Source organism: Desulfobacterales bacterium (assembly GCA_034003325.1).
In the GTDB taxonomy this organism is placed as follows: Bacteria; Desulfobacterota; Desulfobacteria; order Desulfobacterales; family JAFDDL01; genus JAVEYW01.
Map to the genome: position 1 here is coordinate 90341 of JAVEYW010000016.1, position 18694 is coordinate 109034.

At 50.2% G+C, this 18694-nt stretch carries 14 protein-coding genes; 5 read left to right on the forward strand and 9 right to left on the reverse strand.

What is annotated here, in order from left to right:
* Position 1: 1 nt before the first annotated feature.
* On the forward strand, positions 2-1357 hold the full coding sequence (locus RBT11_16180; protein MDX9788318.1) for a sigma-54 dependent transcriptional regulator: 1356 nt from the start codon (positions 2-4) through the stop codon (positions 1355-1357).
* Positions 1358-1379: 22 nt separating this feature from the next.
* On the opposite strand, the gene RBT11_16185 is transcribed toward RBT11_16180, so the two are convergent.
* The 5 genes from RBT11_16185 to RBT11_16205 form a co-directional block, all read right to left on the reverse strand.
* A complete protein-coding gene (locus tag RBT11_16185) occupies positions 1380-2657 on the reverse strand; it encodes an adenylate/guanylate cyclase domain-containing protein (GenBank protein ID MDX9788319.1) in 1278 nt (425 codons plus the stop codon).
* 14 nt (positions 2658-2671) lie between these two features.
* Entirely contained in the window at positions 2672-4546 is a 1875-nt protein-coding gene (locus RBT11_16190; GenBank protein ID MDX9788320.1) for an HDOD domain-containing protein, read from the reverse strand.
* Between the two features lie 351 nt (positions 4547-4897).
* Entirely contained in the window at positions 4898-5869 is a 972-nt protein-coding gene (locus RBT11_16195; GenBank protein ID MDX9788321.1) for an electron transfer flavoprotein subunit alpha/FixB family protein, read from the reverse strand.
* Complete coding sequence (locus tag RBT11_16200) at positions 5869-6660, reverse strand: electron transfer flavoprotein subunit beta/FixA family protein (GenBank protein MDX9788322.1); 792 nt, start codon at positions 6658-6660, stop codon at positions 5869-5871. The genes RBT11_16195 and RBT11_16200 overlap by 1 nt, the downstream gene beginning before the upstream one ends.
* Positions 6661-6790: 130 nt before the next feature.
* Positions 6791-8842: a (Fe-S)-binding protein gene (locus RBT11_16205; GenBank protein ID MDX9788323.1), complete on the reverse strand. Its 2052-nt coding sequence runs from the start codon at positions 8840-8842 to the stop codon at positions 6791-6793.
* 407 nt (positions 8843-9249) lie between these two features.
* Here RBT11_16205 and RBT11_16210 point away from each other — a divergent pair, with 407 nt between their 5' ends.
* A complete protein-coding gene (locus tag RBT11_16210; protein ID MDX9788324.1) occupies positions 9250-10950 on the forward strand; it encodes a long-chain fatty acid--CoA ligase in 1701 nt (566 codons plus the stop codon).
* Between the two features lie 14 nt (positions 10951-10964).
* On the opposite strand, the gene RBT11_16215 is transcribed toward RBT11_16210, so the two are convergent.
* Both RBT11_16215 and yjgA read right to left on the reverse strand, forming a co-directional pair.
* Positions 10965-12323 (reverse strand): sigma-54 dependent transcriptional regulator, encoded by a 1359-nt coding sequence (locus RBT11_16215; protein ID MDX9788325.1) that lies wholly within the window; start codon positions 12321-12323, stop codon positions 10965-10967.
* Between the two features lie 473 nt (positions 12324-12796).
* Complete coding sequence (gene yjgA / locus RBT11_16220) at positions 12797-13327, reverse strand: ribosome biogenesis factor YjgA (GenBank protein MDX9788326.1); 531 nt, start codon at positions 13325-13327, stop codon at positions 12797-12799.
* A gap of 242 nt (positions 13328-13569) precedes the next feature.
* On the opposite strand from yjgA, the gene RBT11_16225 reads away from it, so the two are divergent.
* Positions 13570-14400 carry a S1-like domain-containing RNA-binding protein gene (locus tag RBT11_16225; GenBank protein ID MDX9788327.1) on the forward strand — a complete coding sequence of 277 codons (831 nt, stop codon included), beginning with the start codon at positions 13570-13572 and terminating at the stop codon, positions 14398-14400.
* A 146-nt stretch (positions 14401-14546) separates the two neighbouring features.
* Here the strand turns inward: RBT11_16225 and RBT11_16230 are convergent, their stop codons facing one another.
* Positions 14547-14705 (reverse strand): hypothetical protein, encoded by a 159-nt coding sequence (locus tag RBT11_16230; protein ID MDX9788328.1) that lies wholly within the window; start codon positions 14703-14705, stop codon positions 14547-14549.
* A gap of 675 nt (positions 14706-15380) precedes the next feature.
* Here RBT11_16230 and RBT11_16235 point away from each other — a divergent pair.
* Entirely contained in the window at positions 15381-15971 is a 591-nt protein-coding gene (locus tag RBT11_16235; protein ID MDX9788329.1) for a rhomboid family intramembrane serine protease, read from the forward strand.
* A 10-nt stretch (positions 15972-15981) separates the two neighbouring features.
* On the opposite strand, the gene RBT11_16240 is transcribed toward RBT11_16235, so the two are convergent.
* Positions 15982-17097 (reverse strand): enoyl-CoA hydratase/isomerase family protein, encoded by a 1116-nt coding sequence (locus RBT11_16240; GenBank protein MDX9788330.1) that lies wholly within the window; start codon positions 17095-17097, stop codon positions 15982-15984.
* Between the two features lie 247 nt (positions 17098-17344).
* On the opposite strand from RBT11_16240, the gene RBT11_16245 reads away from it, so the two are divergent.
* Positions 17345-18685 (forward strand): YhjD/YihY/BrkB family envelope integrity protein, encoded by a 1341-nt coding sequence (locus RBT11_16245; protein MDX9788331.1) that lies wholly within the window; start codon positions 17345-17347, stop codon positions 18683-18685.
* Positions 18686-18694 lie beyond the last annotated feature (9 nt).

The following is an 18694-nucleotide window of genomic DNA, read 5'->3' on the forward strand; positions in this document are numbered from 1 at the left end:
CATGATGCACTCGCAGACAGACCCGATACAAGTTCTCATGGTGGACGATGAGCAGTCCATTCGAAGGCTTGCCGAAAAGGAACTGGCTGCCGGCCATCGCCGAATCATAACCGCCGGTACGGCACAAGACGCGCTTCATGCATTCAAAAAAGAAGCCTTTGACGTGGTCATACTGGATATGAGCCTGCCGGATGGAAACGGGCTTGATCTTATGGCTCAGTTTCAGGAAATGCGCGCGGAAATCCAGATCATCATCATTACGGGCTATGGCGATATCGACAGCGCGGTGCAGGCCATGAAAATGGGGGCTTATGATTTCATCACCAAACCCTTCAGCCTGGACCGGCTGGAGTTGGTCATTGAAAAGGCGTACCAGCGTGTCTGCCTGTACCGGGAAAACAGACAATTACGACAATTCCAATCCGCCCAACCCCACCGGAAACTCATCGGACACTCGGAGGGCATGGCGACCGTTCGGCATCTGATCGACAAAGTGGCGCCCACCCATGTGCCGGTTTTGATCACCGGTGAAAGCGGTACCGGAAAAAACGTGGTGGCCCAGCGCATCCATTCACTGAGTCTGCGTCGGGAACAACCGCTGATCACCAAAAATTGCGGCACCTTGCAAAGGGAGCTGATGAGAAGCGAGCTTTTCGGACACCGAAAAGGGGCTTTTACCGGTGCCGACGCCGCCCATGAAGGACTGCTCTCCATCGCACATAAGGGCAGTCTCTTTCTGGATGAAATCGGGGAGCTTTCTATGGAGGTTCAAAGTGCATTGCTTCGGGCACTTGAAACCCAAACATTTCGGCGTGTTGGAGATAAAGACGAAAAAAAAGTGGATATTCGCTTTATCTTTGCCACCAACCAGAATTTGAAGCAAGCCGTTGAATCCGGTCGCTTCAGTCAGGCGCTGTATTACCGCCTGAATGTGTTTACCATTCACCTGCCGCCGTTAAGGGAACGGCAGGAGGATATTCCGGCCATCGTAGAATATTTTCTCGGCAGACTCTCGACCACGGGTACTCATTTTAAAATTTCCGACCGTGCCATGCAGTGTTTGCTGAGCTACGACTGGCCCGGAAATGTTCGAGAACTTCAAAACGTCATGGAACGGGCCATGATTCTTTCGGACGGGGATTTGATTACTGATAAATACCTGCCGAAGGAAATGGTGGACAACACCCCGAGCACGTCAACGAATTATCCTTTTCTTCAATTAAAAACGCTGGAAAAGGCGCATATCGCCAAGGTTCTTGCCTATTGCCACGGCAGCCGTTCCCGAGCGGCTGAGGCGTTGGGGATCGGGCGCAAAACCCTTTACCGGAAACTGAAGGAATACGATATGGACATCTGATGGGGTTGTGCATGAAACCGGATTAGTCAACTGCGTCTATCTGGACCTCGTAAATATCGATTTCATTTTCCTTGCCTTTAAGCTTTCGGCTCGCAAGCTGGTTAAGACCTTTTAAATCCGCTATCTCGCACCGCCCGTCCCCGATTAAATTCCGAACCGAACCACTCATCAGAATCTGGTTCGATTCGGCAATTGATTGAATCCGTTGCGCCACGTTGACCGTATCGCCGATAACCGTATAGTTCATATGCTCTTCCGAGCCGATGTATCCGGCCACCACCTCCCCGGCATTGATACCGACGGTCAGCTTTAACTCGGGCCACCCCTTGTGCCGATGCGCCTTGTTAAGCCCCTGCAAGGCCTTAACCATTTCAATCGCGGTTTGTACGGCGCGGTAAGGATCATCCTCATGGCTCAACGGCGCGCCGAAAACCGCAAGCATGCCGTCCCCCATTAATTTATCCAATGTTCCGTTATGGCTGAAAATAATCGGGGTCATTCTGGAAAAATAGGCATTAAGGATATTCACAACCTGCTCGTGGTCTATTTTTTCAGACATGGAGGTAAAACCCTGTAAATCCGCAAAAAGGATGGTCACATACTTTCGCTCTCCACCAAGCCGAAGGTTTTCCTTCGTGTTCAGAATTTTTTCCTTCACCTGAGCCGGGAAAAACCGGCTGAGCGTTATCCGCTGCGTTTCTTCATTGACCAGTTGGCGATAAATTCGCGCCAGAATAATGCCGGTGGCAAAGCCATCCGCGACAAGATTTAAAAAGCGAAGCAAGTTCGGCTCAAAACCGCTGGCTTCCTTTCGATGCAACTTAAGAACGCCGATACACCCCTTATTATGCAATATCGGCAGGCAAGCCAAAGCGGCCTCAACAGTATCAAAAGCAACCCTGCCCGCGGAAGCCGGAATACCTGAAACCACCACGGGCTGCTTGGTTAAAAAAGCCTGTTGAGTCGCCTCCGTCTCCTGTTTTCGAAGGCTCTCCGATCGCTCCGGTTTTCCGGAAAAAGCCACTTCCTCAAGCAGTTGACTCCCCTGATTCAAGAGCATCAACGTCGCATTTTCAAAAGACAAATGCCGCACCAGGACGGACAATTGATTTTCCCAAAAGGCCTTGGTATCCAGATCATTGATAAATCTCAGCATTTCACCGAGTTCCTTGATGATGGACAACTCTTTTATCTTTTCCTCATACCCGGCCTGCATTTTCGCGACCTGAAATTTATATACATCCCGCTCCCGGGTTAACCGGGCGAGCAACGCTGTATCCGTTTGCTTTTTGGAAGCCATGTTAACGTGCTCCGCTATGAAATCGTGAAAAGATCATTGTTGTCCTCCAAAAGCGTCTTCATTTCCCGGGTGATAGCGTCAAGAGACGCTATGCTCATATCTCGGAAAAGTCTTTTCAACACCGTAAATTGACCGAAGGTTAGACAGGGGGGCGGCACCATTTCTTCGGCAGGCGCCGATAACGCCGTCACCTGGTGGTAAAGATAGTCTGAAAGCCCTACGACAGCCGCCGGAAACATGGCCTCGGAAGACGCCATGGGTTGGTGATGACATAAAATGGCCTGAGATAGGCTCTCCGGTAAATTCCAGCGGGTCGCAATGATTTTGCCGATCATCGCGTGATTGAGTTCATATTTTTCTTCTTCCGCTTCAACAACGGGAATCTTATGTTTTATCGCCGTAGCATAGACGTCATTGTATAATTTTGGAAACTGTTCCATTAAAAAAATTTTTCCCGTGTCGTGCAGCAATCCGGCAGTAAACGCGCCCATGTTTTTGCATTCCGGTATCCTTCGCCCCAGGGTCTCGGCGATAATGGCGGTACCGATCGCATGGCGCCACAGGGCATGGGGAGTTGTCATGCCTTTAAAATGGATGTTCTGAAATGTTTTGGCAGCCGATATGCCAAAGGCGAGATTCTTTATCTCGTCGGTTCCGAGGATAATCACCGCTTCCTTGACCGTATCAATCTTTCTTGCAAATCCGTAAAAGGCCGAATTGACAATTTTCAACAACCGCAGCGTCAGAGCGGTATCCGTTTCGATCACCTTTGCCAGTGCGCCCACCATCGCTTCCGGATCCGAAAGAATGTTAAACAGCTTGACCGCGATGCCGGGCAAAACCGGCAGCGACTCAACCGCCTTCAGTTTTAAGACAATACTATTGGCGTTTCTTTTCCGGTCAGCCAGGTTTTCTTCCAGGCCCATGGAAACAATCACTTCCGCCAAGTGTTTTTCCAACCGCGTGTCGGGTGCAACCTTCGGATTTGAATTAATGATCTTCTCGATTGCCGGAGCCAGCTTGTAGTCAAACGGAAGGCGGTATAAAAAATCTACCTGCTGCTTTCTGGTCAATTTGCTAAGGCCGTGCCACAACGCCTTGGCGTCCAACCCGAGAAGCCGCTTGATAAAACGACCTCTGGCGCGTGTGAAATACATCTGAATCGTATCAATTCTTCCCTGGTCACTGGCACCGATGACGCCGACGGGCAGCTGGCCTTTTGGTGCCGAACGAATGTCAATTCGCCCGACCGCATCGCTGACACACCGCTTTGGTTGCGCCTGCAAAAATAATTGGGGAAGGGTTCGGCCCTCATCCGGGAAAATGGCGCATCCGATTTTGACCGTATAGGGTACGGTCAGCAATTCCCGAAATGCCTGGTGAATCTTGTTCTGAACGAATGCAGCGCCTTTTCGATCCGTGGTAAACCCTATCAGTAATAGCTGGTTTTCGTCCATACCGATCACGGTATCGCTTTCACGAAAATACGCACTGAATAAATACAAAAAATCACCCAACATCGATGGCAGCGATTCCTCCGGATTTTCGGGTATCGGATGCATCCAGAAAAGGCCGAGACAGGTTCTGCTTCGCAAGGCTTTGCTCATCTCTTTTCTTAAGATAGCAAAATTCTTTTGCGGCATACTGACATGGCATTCCTCGTCCACCACGATCGGCTCTATCTCAGTGATACACCCCAGTTCGTCCAGGCTTGACTGAAGAATTTCCCCCTCTTTTTCGTTGGTGATGTTGCAAATAATCCGGGGCTGGTCGAGCATCAACTGCTTTATCTTCTGTTCGGGCAGGTAAATCCCCCGGCTGAAAATAGCCCGTATCTTCGAAAGATTGGCTTTCTTTGAAAATCTGCGGAGTATAAGCTGGTATGACATGTTCCATCTTTCAGGAATCGTGTTTGATAGGACTATTTCCCGGTTCGGTCTTGAATCGGGCAAACAGGGAAACACCATTCGGTGTGAACTGTCGCTTTTTTTAAACCAGTTGGCCGGCACAATCAATGCTAAAAAAAGGATCACGCCCCCTGAACTGAAACAATCCGACCAAATTACATAGGGTTCGAAGCAGGAACCCACACCCGGTCACGGCAGGAAAAAATATCGAAGAACCGCTCGCTGACGGAGAAACCCATCGCATCAGTCAACATGAAAAACAAAAAGGCCCACCCCGTTCCAAAAGGATCAAAGCAGGCCTTTTTTTATTTAATAACTTAATGAATCAAGCGCTTATTTAAGTTCTTTGACTTTTTCCGTCAATTCGGGAACAAATTCCAGTAAATTTTGAACCACACCCACATCGGCGATCTGGAAGATCGGGGCCTTGGCGTTTTTATTGACGGCGACGATGTAGGGATTACCCTTGATACCGCCCACATGCTGAAAAGAGCCGCTGATGCCGAGGGCCAGGTAAACCTTGGGCTTGACCGTCAGACCGCTGGTTCCCACCTGCCGGGACTTATCAAGCCACTTGGCGTCCACGATGGGTCGCGAACAGCAGACATCGCCGCCCATAGCCTTGGCCAGCTCATTAACGATTTCAAGGTTCTCCTCATCTTCAACCCCGCGGCCGACCGCCACGAGAATCTCGGACGCCGTAATATCAACATCTCCCTTTTCGGCTTCAACCATTTCGATAAATTTGCGGCCAACAGTCAAATCCCCTGCAGCCCCCGATTTATCAACCACCTGACCACCGCCCGCGGCTTCCGCCGCCACAAAGCTGCCGGGCCGAATGGTAATGACCGCGCCGGCCGACACATCGCAGGCCACATGGGTGCTTACCTGGCCGCTGTATTCCTGGCGAACCAGTTTAAGCGTGTCGCCATCCAGGCTGTCCACGCCGACCACATCGGCAACGTAGGTGGCATTCATGTTGACGGATAGGCCCGGCGCCACATCCATCCCCAGGTGCTCATGGGGAATCAGCACGATGGAACCCGCAGGCAGCAGGTTGGCAAGCGCTTTTTGAACCACTGCGCCATTGCGATCGGCCAGCGCCGCATTATCAATTTTCCATACCTCGGCAAATGCTCCGGCTGCTTCCTTGCACACTGCATCCAGATCTCCGCCATTACCGGTCAGCACCGCCGTTACCGCCGCACCGGCATCCATTTTTTTGGCCGCCGCCAGCAATTCCAACGCCGAGTCATCCACTTTGCCGTTATTATAGGTAATATAAGCAAAAAATTGTTTCGCCATTACTTGATCCCTCCTTTGGCTTTTAAGAGTTCAACCAGTTTCGTGGCGATCTCTTCCATGCTTCCTTCAAGAATTTCAGCGCCATCTCCCATCTGGGGGACAAAATAATCGATCCGTTTGACTTTGGCACCGGCCGCGCCAACGGCACCGGCGGAAAGGCCCAGATCCGCCGCTCCCTTTACCGGAATGTCCACGGAAGCCACTTTGCGAATTCCGCGAATCCCCACATAGCGCGGTTCATTGATACCGGTCTGAATCGAGAGCACGCAAGGCAGATCAATCTCATTCATCTCCTGGTTTCCGCCGGCAACTTCCCGTCCCACCTTGAGTTTCTTATCATTCAGCACTTCCACCGAGCTGACCAGAGAGGCATACGGTACATTCAACATCGCGGCCAGCATGCCGCCCACCTGGCCCGCGCCGTCATCCGCCTGAGCACCGGTCAGAATAAGATCATATTTACCTTTTTCCACCACCCCTTTGAGAATCGTGGCGACACCTTTTCCATCGGAACCTTCAAAGGCATTGTCGTTACAGTGAATACCGTTATCTGCACCCATGGCCATTTCTCGACGCAATACCTCGTCGGCCTCATCATCCCCCACGGTCACGACGGTGACAGAACCGCCGACATTGTCGCGAATCTGAATGGCTTCTTCCACTGCGTAGTTGTCCCACTCGTTGACCGAATAAACCAGGTCATCGCGCTGAATATCGGATCCGCTCGCGTTCACCGCTATTTCATTTTCCGAGGTATCCGGTACTCGCTTGACGCATACTAAGATTTCCATAAATGTTCCTCCCACATTCTTAAGTGTTCAAGACAATATGAGGCGTTTTCCCTCATGCCAAGTCCTTCATGGCGTTCCGGAACAACCCGGCCGGGGTGAGGCGCCCACAGTCAATTCGTTACATATCCGGCTATAGGTGGTTGTTCACCAATTGCACCAGGTCGATCACTTCCATCTTGCCTTCCAGGCCGCTGGTTTTGATGGCATCGGCAATATTGATCATGCAAAACGGGCATGCCGTCACAATGACGTCCGCCCCTGCTGCTTTGGCCATGGCTACCCGCAAGCTACCCATACGAGTTTCTTCAATCGGCTCATAAAACAGCATCAACCCGCCGCCGCCGCAGCAAAAGGAACGGTCCCGGTATTTTTCCATTTCCACGCGTTTAAGACCCGGAATGGCATCCAGCACGTCCCTGGGAATGTCATAGATGAGATTATGCCGTCCCAGGTAGCACGGGTCATGATAGGTGTAAACTTTGCCCGTCGATTCGCTCTTGAGTTTCAGTTTGCCTTCCTTGAGGGCACGAGCGATAAACTCGCTGATGTGCAGTACAGGCGGCAGATCTTTATAATCTTTTTTCAGCGCATTTAAGGCATGCGGATCAGCGGTCACGATTTCCTTGGCGCCGACTTCCATTATCGCTTCGGTGTTTTGCTCCCGAAGGTTCATGAACAGCATCTCTTCCCCGAAACGGCGCACTTCGTTGCCGGAATCCTTTTCCTGGGCTCCCAATATACCGAAATTGGCACCCGCCGTATGCAGCACCCGGGCCGTGGCGCGTGCAATATCGCAGATCTGATCATCATAGGAGGTCACGCTGTCTACAAAGAAAAGGGTCTCGATGCCCTCTTCCTCGCCGGCCACTTTCACAGGCACATCCGCTTCGATTTCCTTGGTCCACTCGGCCCGTTTCTTTTCCATCTTGCCATACGGGTTGCCGCGCTTTTCAAGCGCACTGAGCGGTTTTTGAAGCGACTGAGGCACCATGCCTGCATCCACCATACCGCGGCGTAAATCCACAATCTTATCAATATACTCAATTGTGACGGGGCACTCTTCCTCACACGCACCACAGGTCGTGCAGGACCAGATCTCATCTTCCTCGTACACATTGCCGATCAGCGGCGTGTCACTTCGTTCAAAATCCCCCTTCAACGGATAATTTTTGAACATGTATTCCCGGCCCTTGATCGAAATAAACCGCGGCGAAAGCGGCCGGCCCACGGCGTTGGCCGGGCAATGATCCGAGCAACGGCCACAGTCCGCGCAGGCATAAAAATCGAGCATGTGCTTCCAGGTGAAATCCTCAAACTTTTTGACCCCGAAAGATTCCAGATTCTCGACCTGATCGTCTGCAACCCCCCACTTCACGGGCTTTATTGTTCCTTTGGTCAGCTTCTTGAAAAACACATTGGGCGCGGCCGTAATCAGGTGAAACAACCGACCGAAGGGCAGCAGACAGATGAACCCGAACAGGAGCAGGGAAAACGCGTAATAGGAAAAAATATGAACGCCCTGAAGAAAAGATAACGATGTGCCGTTCAACATGACGGCGATAATCCACGGCGCCGTCGCCGGGGTCAGGAAATTGGCCGCAACCTCTTTCTGCCAGCCGGCCGCGGTAAGGCTGCCCTGGTATACCATCTCCATCAAAACAATCCCGGCCAGCAACACCGAGTACCCCACGGCCTCGGCCGTACGATCTTTCCCATAGCGCTCCGGCACATCATATCGGGCGGGCTTGAAAACCCCCCGTCGAACGGCGGCCACCACGCAAACACCGAACAGCACGGTTTCCCCGATGTCCTTAAGCACGCCGTATGCCGCACCAAGGCTTCCGCCCAACCCAGGAAAAGTAAAGCCTTCCGAAATTCCAGATAAAATCGAGGTGGCAAACTGAAGGGCCACGACAATCAAAGAAATCAATGTGGTAATATGAATCGCACCGGCAAGCTTATAGCGGGGCATGCGATGGTGCGGATATTCATACATATTCCACAATCGTTGCAGAATGTTGTCAAACCTGAAATCCGGGGCGGCCCGGAATAACGGCGGCATCCGTTTCGCCAGAATATAGGTTAACAACGCGACTCCGGCGACCGGAATCAGTATGGAAAACAAAGCGGAAGGAATCAACAAAATCGACGCCTTCGCCGGTGAAATCAAAGCAGGTTCCATCTTTTCTCTATTTAACTCCTTTCATACGGCTATAAGGGTAATTTCAAACAGACCCGCAAACGGCCATCAGCACTCCGGACCAAACGCCCTTGGCATGCTGCGCATATTTTGTAACAAGGTCAGGGAATTGGATGTCTTACGTTCGGCAAACTGCAACCCCGAAACAAAGAAAATGAATATTACAAACCCTTTTTGGGACTGTCAAGAAAATCATTTGGTTGAATCATCGGCAACGGGCATGTTTCCAGATGAAAGCGCCTTTCTTCGACTTCAGGAAATAACGGTTCCACTTGACAATTTTTGTTCAACATTTCAAAACAATTATATAAACACATCCCTGCTGATCCGCCGGTGGAAGGTTGGCAGCTTGCCCGGCTTCACCTGTGACCGCAACCAGAGAGGTTCCCGTGCCGAAACAAATATCCTATGAACACATGCCCTGGCTTCGCCATTATGAATCCGGCGTTCCGCAGGAAAAGGATTACGAAACGATTTGCCTTCCGGAAATCCTTGCCCGTCGCGTTGAGGAGTTTCCGGAAGCGCCCGCCCTTTTGTTTCAGGGCTATGAAGTGACCTATCGGGCGTTGGATGCGGCGGTTCGGAAAACGGCCGCATTTCTGGCTCACCTGGGCATTAAAAAGGGCGACCGAGTGGCGCTTTTGTTGCCCAACACGATTCCTTGCGTCATTGCCTTTTATGCGACGATGCGCATCGGCGCCATTGCCGTCATGAACAATCCGCTCTACACGGACCGGGAGCTGACTTACCAATTCAGTGATTCCGGCGCTGAAACGCTCATCACCCTCGATTTGCTGGCTAGGCGCATGATCGATCTGCGGCCGAACACAGCCATTCGTCACATCATTTATACCTGTTTGGGGGATTATCTTCCCTTTCTTAAAAAACTGCTTTTCCCCCTTGTGGCCAAGCGGAAAAATTTGGCCGCGACCGTACCGAAAGCAGACCATGTTTATTCCTGGAAGCAAGTGTCGCGCCATTCACTGCCCGACCCCGCGCCGCTTTCGCTCGAATTCGAAGACCCCGCCCTTTATCAATACACCGGCGGCACCACCGGCAGAACAAAGGGCGCAATCCTCACCCACGGAAATCTGAGTATGCAGGTTCAGCAAATTTCGGCATGGTTTCCGGGTTTGGAAAAGGCAAAAGAAGTCATGCTCGGTGCCTTGCCTTTTTTCCATGTGTTCGGGCTATCCACTTCCATGAATTTCGCTATTTACATGGCATGGGCCAACGTCCTGGTCCCCAAACCGAATCCCGATACGCTTATCGAAACCATTCAAACATATCGCCCCACTTTCGTGCCCATGGTGCCAACCATGTTTATCGGCATTTTAAACCATCCCGATGTTCATAACACCAATATGCGATCCATCAAAGGGTGCTTTTCAGGAAGCGCGCCGCTGCCGCAGGAGGTCATTCGGGCCTTTGAAAAAGAGACCGGCGCCATCATCGTGGAAGGTTATGGGCTCACCGAATCCTCGCCTGTCAGCCATATCAACCCCTTTGGAAACAATCGGCGAAAAATCGGCAGCATCGGACTACCGATCTCCGACACTCAGTGCCGCATCATCGACCTGCAAGAAGGGGAAACCGAGGTTCCGCCCGGAACCCCCGGCGAACTGCTGATAAAAGGCCCTCAGGTAATGAAAGGCTATCTGAACAAACCCGAGGAAACGGCGGCCGCCTTGAAGGACGGTTGGCTGCACACCGGGGATATCGCCCTCATGGACGAAGAGGGATATTTTTTCATTGTCGATCGCAAAAAGGACATGATCATTTCGAGCGGATATAATGTCTATCCGCGGGACATCGAAGAAGTGCTCTTTGATCATCCCAAAATCAAGGAGGCTGCGGCTGTGGGCATCCCTCACCCGAAACGGGGAGAAGCGATCAAGGTATATGTGGTCTTAAAAGACGATGCGCAGGCCACGAAAGCAGAACTCATGGCCTATTGCACGGAACGCCTTGCCAAATACAAGCATCCCTCTGACATTGAAATAAGAGAGGCATTGCCCAAGAGCAACATTGGAAAGGTCTTAAAGCGGGAATTGCGGGCCGAAGCCCTCGGCAAGACCCGAACACCATAACCGCAACGGAGCCATTACGAATAATCCGATACGGTTATATCGTATCTCCTAATCTTTTCATTCAGTGTTTTTCTAACAATACCAAGCTGTTGAGATGCTCGGCCGTGATGTCCGTTCGCAAGTTTGAGCGCCCGGATGATGCACAGCCGTTCCATCTCCCTGAGACTTAAGTCTTCGGATTCGATTTGTCCAGCTTCTTTAAAGGGCAGCAGGGACGTAGGAATTTGTTCTTCCCTGGTCGAAATAACCGCTCGTTCCACCACATTCACCAATTCCCGAACATTTCCGGGCCAATCATAAAATTTCATTCCCAACAACGCCCCTTCGGTAAACCCTTTTACTGCTTTGGAATAGGTCTTACTAAACCGGGCAAGATAATACTCCGCAAGAGGCGCAATATCATCCCTTCGCTCCCGCAAGGGCGGAATATTGATCGTGTAGACATTCAGCCGATAGAGTAAATCCGACCGGAACCGGCCCGCATCGACCTCCAGTTGAAGGTTCCGGTTGGTGGCGGCGATAATGCGAAAATCCGTGGGAATGTTTTTGACGCCACCGATGCGCTTGATCATTCGCGTCTCAAGCACCCGCAATAGCTTTGATTGAAGGGCTGCCGGCGCCTCGCTGATTTCATCGAGAAATAGCGTCCCCTTGTTCACCACTTCAAAAAGTCCTTTTTTCAGGGCAACGGCACCCGTAAACGATCCGCGCTCATGCCCAAACAATTCGCTTTCCAGCACGCCCGGCGATAACTCGGTACAGCTGATACCGAAAAACGGATAATCCCGCCGGCACCCCATCTCATGAATCGCTCTGGCCACCAGCTCTTTGCCCGTTCCGGTTTCCCCCTGAATCAGAACAGTGACCTTGAGATCCGCGACCTCCTGAATCTGATTCAACAGCTTCCAAATCGCTTTTGAACAACCAATGATCTGACGTTTTGATTCAGACTGAATCACCTCCCGGCGTTTGATCAACGTCATTCTATGTTGCGTATTCGGCTCACCGAGCGCTTCCCTGATGGCCGCCCAAAATAGTTGTATGTCCCGGTCCAAGGGCTTTTCAAAATAATGAAAGACACCCCGCTTCACCACATCCACGGCCTCGTCGGCGAATCCCCGGGCCGTAATAAGAATCACGGGCACTTCGGGTACCAGGTCACGAGCGCGTTCAAATAACTCAATGCCCCCCATTCCCGGCATCTGCACGTTGGCGATAAGCAAATCCACCGGTTGCGATTTCAAATGTGCAAGGGCGGCCTCTCCAGAAGTGGTCGCTATGACATCATAGGCATCGGTCTCCGGTAACGTTAAGAACAGATCAAGAAAGGACTGGTTCTCATTCACCAGCAAAATAATTTTACGGGCGTCCATAAGTGTACACAATTCCAATGAATTTACCTTCAAGAGGGGTAGCTGGAACGTTCACTGCGAATGGAGCGGGCTTTTACCGTAGGACTCGGACAGTACCAAATTTATTTTATAAAACAAAGAGAAAAACACAAAAAAACAGGGCGGCGTCAATTCAGCGCAGCGAATTGTAACAAAAAGGGAAAAATGTATACAGCTCAAAGGGAGGCTTTGTAACAATAAGTTACAGTGAACGCGTTCCGCGTGAGTTTGCCGCAGCTGGAATCCGATTTTTCTCAAGGCTGAAGCGGGTATGGGTTACATGCGAAATAGCCCTGGTTACCTTTAGCCTAACACCCATAGCCTTTGGCCACCCAGTAATGCCGGTTTACACTGTCCTATCCGAATACACCAGTTTGTATCGCATCACCCATACGATTTTATCACACGCAACAGATTGAATTCATAGCACAACGCGGCGGGCAGATTTTGTCGTGTTAATCCGCCGCCGATGGCGGATACCTATATTCCCCGGAAACTTGCCTTAAATAACGAAACAAGGCGCGTGACGCTTTTGAACCCTTAGCGGCCGCAGCCTCGTTTTTTGCGTTTCTGGCAAGCTGAGTGAGTTGCCCCCTGTCCGCATCAGGGCAGGCGGATAGGATTTCATCCACCAGGCTCAAATCACCCGTTTTAAGCGCATCCCGCCACAACCCAATTTTTTTAAAGGCCTGCGCTTTCAAATAGTCCCCGCGTTGAATAATACTCAGGGCTTGCGATAGGGGGGCCGTGTCGACTTGACGCAGTAACGTGCCGATATATTTGACCTGCCTTCGCCGTGCACCGTGTGATGGCGTGTTCCGGGCGAGAACAAGCGCCTCCCGAAGCTCATCCGGCATATCCATTTGATCTGTCCGCTCGGGCGGTAAATCCACCAGTTGCTCCCCGAGCTTTTGCAGCAGCTGATCCTCGTTCTTTTTTTGAGTTTTGCTCTTGAAATCGTTTTCCATGATTTGGTCATCCCCCATAATTAGCATCCGGGTGAACCCGTTTCGACATGCAATCCTTACATTTATATCATTTTCTTGCTGATTTTTAAGATATATTTCCCAATGAAGGCCGATTTGCTCATCTTGGCTTGACTTGTTCGCTCGCGAGCCTTACTTTTCGCCGCTAATATAAAAATCATTGTAACTGCTCAGTAGCCAGGAGACAGAATCCTGTATTCCTGAGTAGTTACAAATCATTTTGATATCAGAAGGTACCATCCATGTTAACCATTGGTAGCTATAATGCGCTCACGGTTGGAAGGGCAGTTGACTTCGGCCTCTATCTAAGGGCTGGAGAAGAAGAAGTTTTGCTGCCCTCAAAATATGTTCCCCAAAACACAGCCATAGGGGACACCCTGAGCGTTTTTGTTTACAACGATTCTCAGGACAGACCCGTGGCAACCACGCTTTGCCCGAAAGCCGTTGTCGGTGACTTTGCTTTCCTGAAAGTAACGGCTATCGCAAGCTTCGGGGCTTTCATGGACTGGGGCCTTGAAAAAGATCTGCTGGTTCCCAACAACGAGCAGCCTACCCGCATGAAGGCGGGCAGAAGCTATGTTGTCAAATTGTGTTTGGATGAAAAAACCCGGCGGGTCTTCGGTACCGGCAGAATTGCCCGGAACTGCGAAATACCCCCCAAAGATTTGATTGAAGGCAAAAAGGTCGATCTGCTCATCTACGGCCATACGAAAATCGGAATGATGGCGATTGTGGACAATCGGTATTCGGGTATGCTCACCAAGGAAAACACGCGGGAGCTGCTATTAATCGGCACAAAAACAGAAGGCTATATCAGCCGAATTCATGAAGACGGAAAAATCGACCTGACGTTGAAGCCGCCGGGGCATCGATCCATTCCGAATGCCAGCGTCGATATCATGGCCCTGCTTGTGCAAAGCGGAGGGTTTATCGCCTGTCATGACAAAAGCCCGCCCGATGAGATTTATCGAACCTTCGCCATGAGCAAAAAAGAGTTCAAAAAGGCGATCGGTTCCCTATATAAAGCAGGTAAAATCACTTTGACAAACCAAGGCATCAAGATCAAGCCATAACCCCGGCATCTATCGCGCCAATTGCTCCTTGGTCCAGCCCTGTTTCAGCAACAGGGGTGCCCCTCTGGTGAGCAAAAGGGGCACCCCCTCTCAGAATTTTACCAGTATAACCGATCTATCATGAATTAAGGTTTTCTGAGACCTTCTCAGGCGATGTGCAAATCCGGTTTGCCCTTCCGGCGGCGAATCACTCTCGCGCCGCTGACCGTGCTTTTGGCTGGTGACGTTTTGTCTTTGGTCTGACTATCCTGGGCAAACAGTTGGTGCAATTTAGCTTCAAGCTCTTTAATTTTATTCTGGTCCATTTTCTTTCTTCTATTCTACTGGTTCTATGGTGCTTTTTTTGTCCCCTTCATTCATTCTGCTGTGGCTTGCCGCAAAAAAGGCCCGTGGGGGTCTTTATCACTCTTTGGCTCCTCAGTTCATCTGCCAGTACAAATATTGCAAATACGAAACGCAAAAGGGATGTTATACCAAGTGGTGTTTATCGCTTTATGCGGGGGATGGCTGGCTTCCTGTTTTATGACGGTTTCATCCTGTCTTTTTTCCTCTATACGATAAAAACAGGCATTGCAAGTCTTAAATGAACCGGAGTAATCCGTTGCGTATTTTAAAAATCGGAATTATTATTCAACATAGATATTGGCGACAACGGGATGTTTTGAAACGGCAAAAGATAATACGCCCTAAGTTCGGTGATAGGCCCTTTAACCCCTTTATCAGAAACAGGCGCGCTTTTGCGTGTATATTCGCCGAAGGTGAACGATGGCTTTTATGCATCCCAGCATCCCAGCATTCCAGCATCCGGCTTTGCGGGATTAGGAGATTGGCTGATGGAACCTGACCGCATGAGGCCATGGTTTGGCTTCGGTACGAAATTAACGCCAATAGGAAAGCGGCTCTTAATTGGTTATGGGGTTATTTATGCGTTAGCACTTTTGTGCACCCACTGGATAAATATACAGTGGGTGCCATGGACTATGCTCTTCCCTCTTTTTTCCGACCACTTTTACATATGGCAGATTTTCACCCATCCATTTATTCACGACCCGCACGCCCCGATCGGCTTTATACTCAACTGCCTTGTGTTTTATTTTTTCGCGGCACCGATTGAATATGCTTTCGGTCCGAAGCGGTTTTTAAGACTGTTTTATTTTTCCGGCGCAGGGGGGGCTGTATGCGGGCTTCTCATGAGCACCATACCGGGTTTTAATCTGCCTTTTATGGGAATGATGCCCAGCCTGCTGGCCCTCATCATCGTATTCGGCCTTTTAAATCCCGAGGCGACTATCTTGTTAATGTTCATTTTGCCGATAAAGGCAAAGTATCTCAGTTACGGGACGGCACTTGTCACCCTGCTGACCCTGTTGGCAAAGGCCAACCCATATGGTGCCTATCACCTCGGCGGAATTCTTTTCGGGTATATCTACTTTAAAGGGCCGGGAACCCTTTTTACGCCCCAATTTTTTCATTTCAAGTACCTGGAGTGGAAAATGAAGCAAAAGCGGGCCAAATTCAAGGTGATTCAAGGAGATAAAGACAAAAACCATGGCGGGCCAACCTATCATTGACGGGTTACCCTTATAAATCTGCCAAGGGATTGTTCGGCCAGGGGGGCGTAACCAACTGATCCAACAGCTGCTCGGGCACCTCTTGAATCGTGGCAAATTTCCAATTCGGATTTTTGTCCTTTTGGATCAGCAGCGCACGAACCCCTTCTGAAAATTCGGAATAGCGCACCAGATTGGTGGAAAGCACCAATTCCGACTGAAAAACTTCTTTTAGCGAAAAAAGCCGCGTTCGCTGCATATGACCATGGATGATCCGTGAGCTCAGTGGCGAGCCATGGATCAGGTTATCCCTTGCCACGGCCAACCAGTTATCTTCTGTTTCAATCGCGGTAATGGCCTTAAAAACGGCGACAACATCCGCATCGCTGCAAAGCGCATTCAGCTCGTCTTGATGCGCTTCAATATTTCCCTTCGGTAACGCGACATGCGCACGCTGTGAAACTTTGTTCAGAAGGCCCCCAAGGATTTCATGATTCATTAATGTCGTCTCAGACCAGCTCTGAAGCCTAAGCGCTTTCATAACAGCATCCAATTGGTCGTGAGTTATGAAATAATCCGCAATACCGGCGGACAATGCATCCGCTGCATTGAAAGACGCACCGGTCATGGCCAGGAACATGCCCACATTTCCCGGCATTTTGTTAAAAAACCAGCCGGCGCCGACATCCGGGTACAAGGCAATCGTCACTTCCGGCATCGCCAATCTTGCTTTTTCCGTCACCACCCGGTGCGAGCATCCGGCCAGAATACCAAGACCTCCGCCCATGACAATGCCGTGCCCCCACGCGATGACCGGTTTGGGACATACATGAAACAGGTAATCCATTCGGTATTCATGCTCGAAAAAAGCTTCCGCATACGCGCATGGCCCACCGGGCGTTTCCATGGCGGAGCGATACAACGCCTGCACATCACCTCCGGCGCAAAACGCCCTGTCACCTGTCCCCTTGACCAGAATGCAGGCGATGGCCTTATCCGCTATCCATTGGGCCAGTTGACGGCGAAGCGTCAAGACCATTTCAAGGGTCAGAGAATTCAGTTTTTTTTCAACATTCAGGGTCATCACCCCGATACATTTACCATTCACAGCCCTGATCGTCTCAAATATAACAGGGATCTCTTTCATACGAAGGCCTTCCTTTCAATTTCATATTTTCAGCAATCCCATTCAGCCGGCAGGTGCTTGTCTTCCGGTTAAATAGTAATACAAAATCAAAAAGTCAAATTTCAGACCGTTCACTAAGAAGCTCCATTCAAAAAAAGAACTTGAATATACAGCGCATTCTTTTTAACATGAGAAAGTTGTCCCGGTCCGGATCACATGGCTCGATTAAATCGCTATGCCTTACCCCCCCCTTCTCAAAGGAGTCGTCATGCCGATGATGAACAAATGGGTAAACGCGCCGGCCCGCTTTTTCAGGGAAGATATCTGGCAAATTCAGATGGATAATTCCAAGAGAATCCGCGCTGCCGCGATTCGTTTTTTACGTGTTCTGACGTATGCCGTCTGGGGTTTTCAACGGAATGAATGCCACCTGAGAGCATCCGCGCTGACCTTTTATTCCCTGCTTTCGTTTGTCCCACTTGTTGCCATGGCATTTGCGGTCGCCAAAGGTTTCGGGTTTCGAAAACTGCTGGAAAAAGCCATGCTCGGAAAATTTCCGGGACATGAAGCGGTATTGCATCAGGTGATCATCAGTGCCGATTCTTTTCTTGAATCGACAAAGGGTGGACTAATCGCCGGTGTGGGCGTGGTGATTCTGTTTTGGACTATTATTAAGGTCTTGGGACAAATTGAGAAATCGTTCAACAACATTTGGCAAGTCAAAACAACGCGATCCATCGGCCGAAAATTCAGTGATTATATTTCCATGATGATATTCTGCCCCCTGCTCTTTATTGTGTCCAGCAGTTTTGCTATTTTTATCACCACGGAAATCCGAAGTATCACGGACCGGATTTCCTTATTGGGAATGCTGGCGCCTGTGATTTTTTTATCTGTTGATTATTTCCCTTATCTTATCATTTGGGCACTGTTCACCTTTTTGTATATGTTCATGCCCAACACCCGTGTCCGTTTTCTCTCTGCTTTGCCCGCCGGGATGCTGTCGGGAACCATTTTTCAGATGGTTCAATACCTTTATCTTCATTTCCAGTTCGGCGTGGCGCAATACAACGCCATCTACGGCAGTTTCGCCGCACTGCCCCTGTTTTTTGTATGGATGCAAATCAGCTGGCTGATTGTCCTGTTCGGCGCCGAGTTCTCATTTGCCCTTCAAACCGCCCATGCGAACAAGCTATTACCACCGGATGTGCAGTGGAGCGCAACCCACCAGCGGTTGATCGCGCTTAGAATTGTCCATTTGATTATCAAACGCTTTCAAAACGGGGAAGCGCCGTTGCAAATCGGCAACATTTCATCTCTATTGGGATTTTCCCCAACCATAACAGAAAAAATTATCTCGCTGCTATGCAATTCGGGTCTTATTTCTGCCGTGAAAGTTAACGGCATGGAAGAACCTGGATATCAACCGGGGCTGGATATCAGCGGTATCACCATCCTCCAGGTAATCGAGGCGATGGATCAACAAGGGGATACACACCCGACCGAGCCATTACCGGATCCCGAATCGAAGTTATTGGCACAGGCACTTGCAAACTTTAATGAAATCATCCGATCCGCGCCGTCCAACCTGTGTTTAAAGGATATATAGTGTACGGCA

Bases quoted from the DNA above. Each gene is read 5' to 3' on its own strand.
- RBT11_16180 (MDX9788318.1), top strand. From the start codon at position 2: ATGATGCACTCGCAGACAGACCCGATACAAGTTCTCATGGTGGACGAT.
- RBT11_16185 (MDX9788319.1), bottom strand. From the start codon at position 2,657: ATGGCTTCCAAAAAGCAAACGGATACAGCGTTGCTCGCCCGGTTAACC.
- RBT11_16190 (MDX9788320.1), bottom strand. From the start codon at position 4,546: ATGTCATACCAGCTTATACTCCGCAGATTTTCAAAGAAAGCCAATCTT.
- RBT11_16195 (MDX9788321.1), bottom strand. From the start codon at position 5,869: ATGGCGAAACAATTTTTTGCTTATATTACCTATAATAACGGCAAAGTG.
- RBT11_16200 (MDX9788322.1), bottom strand. From the start codon at position 6,660: ATGGAAATCTTAGTATGCGTCAAGCGAGTACCGGATACCTCGGAAAAT.
- RBT11_16205 (MDX9788323.1), bottom strand. From the start codon at position 8,842: ATGGAACCTGCTTTGATTTCACCGGCGAAGGCGTCGATTTTGTTGATT.
- RBT11_16215 (MDX9788325.1), bottom strand. From the start codon at position 12,323: ATGGACGCCCGTAAAATTATTTTGCTGGTGAATGAGAACCAGTCCTTT.
- yjgA (MDX9788326.1), bottom strand. From the start codon at position 13,327: ATGGGGGATGACCAAATCATGGAAAACGATTTCAAGAGCAAAACTCAA.
- RBT11_16225 (MDX9788327.1), top strand. From the start codon at position 13,570: ATGTTAACCATTGGTAGCTATAATGCGCTCACGGTTGGAAGGGCAGTT.
- RBT11_16230 (MDX9788328.1), bottom strand. From the start codon at position 14,705: ATGGACCAGAATAAAATTAAAGAGCTTGAAGCTAAATTGCACCAACTG.
- RBT11_16235 (MDX9788329.1), top strand. From the start codon at position 15,381: ATGCTCTTCCCTCTTTTTTCCGACCACTTTTACATATGGCAGATTTTC.
- RBT11_16240 (MDX9788330.1), bottom strand. From the start codon at position 17,097: ATGAAAGAGATCCCTGTTATATTTGAGACGATCAGGGCTGTGAATGGT.
- RBT11_16245 (MDX9788331.1), top strand. From the start codon at position 17,345: ATGCCGATGATGAACAAATGGGTAAACGCGCCGGCCCGCTTTTTCAGG.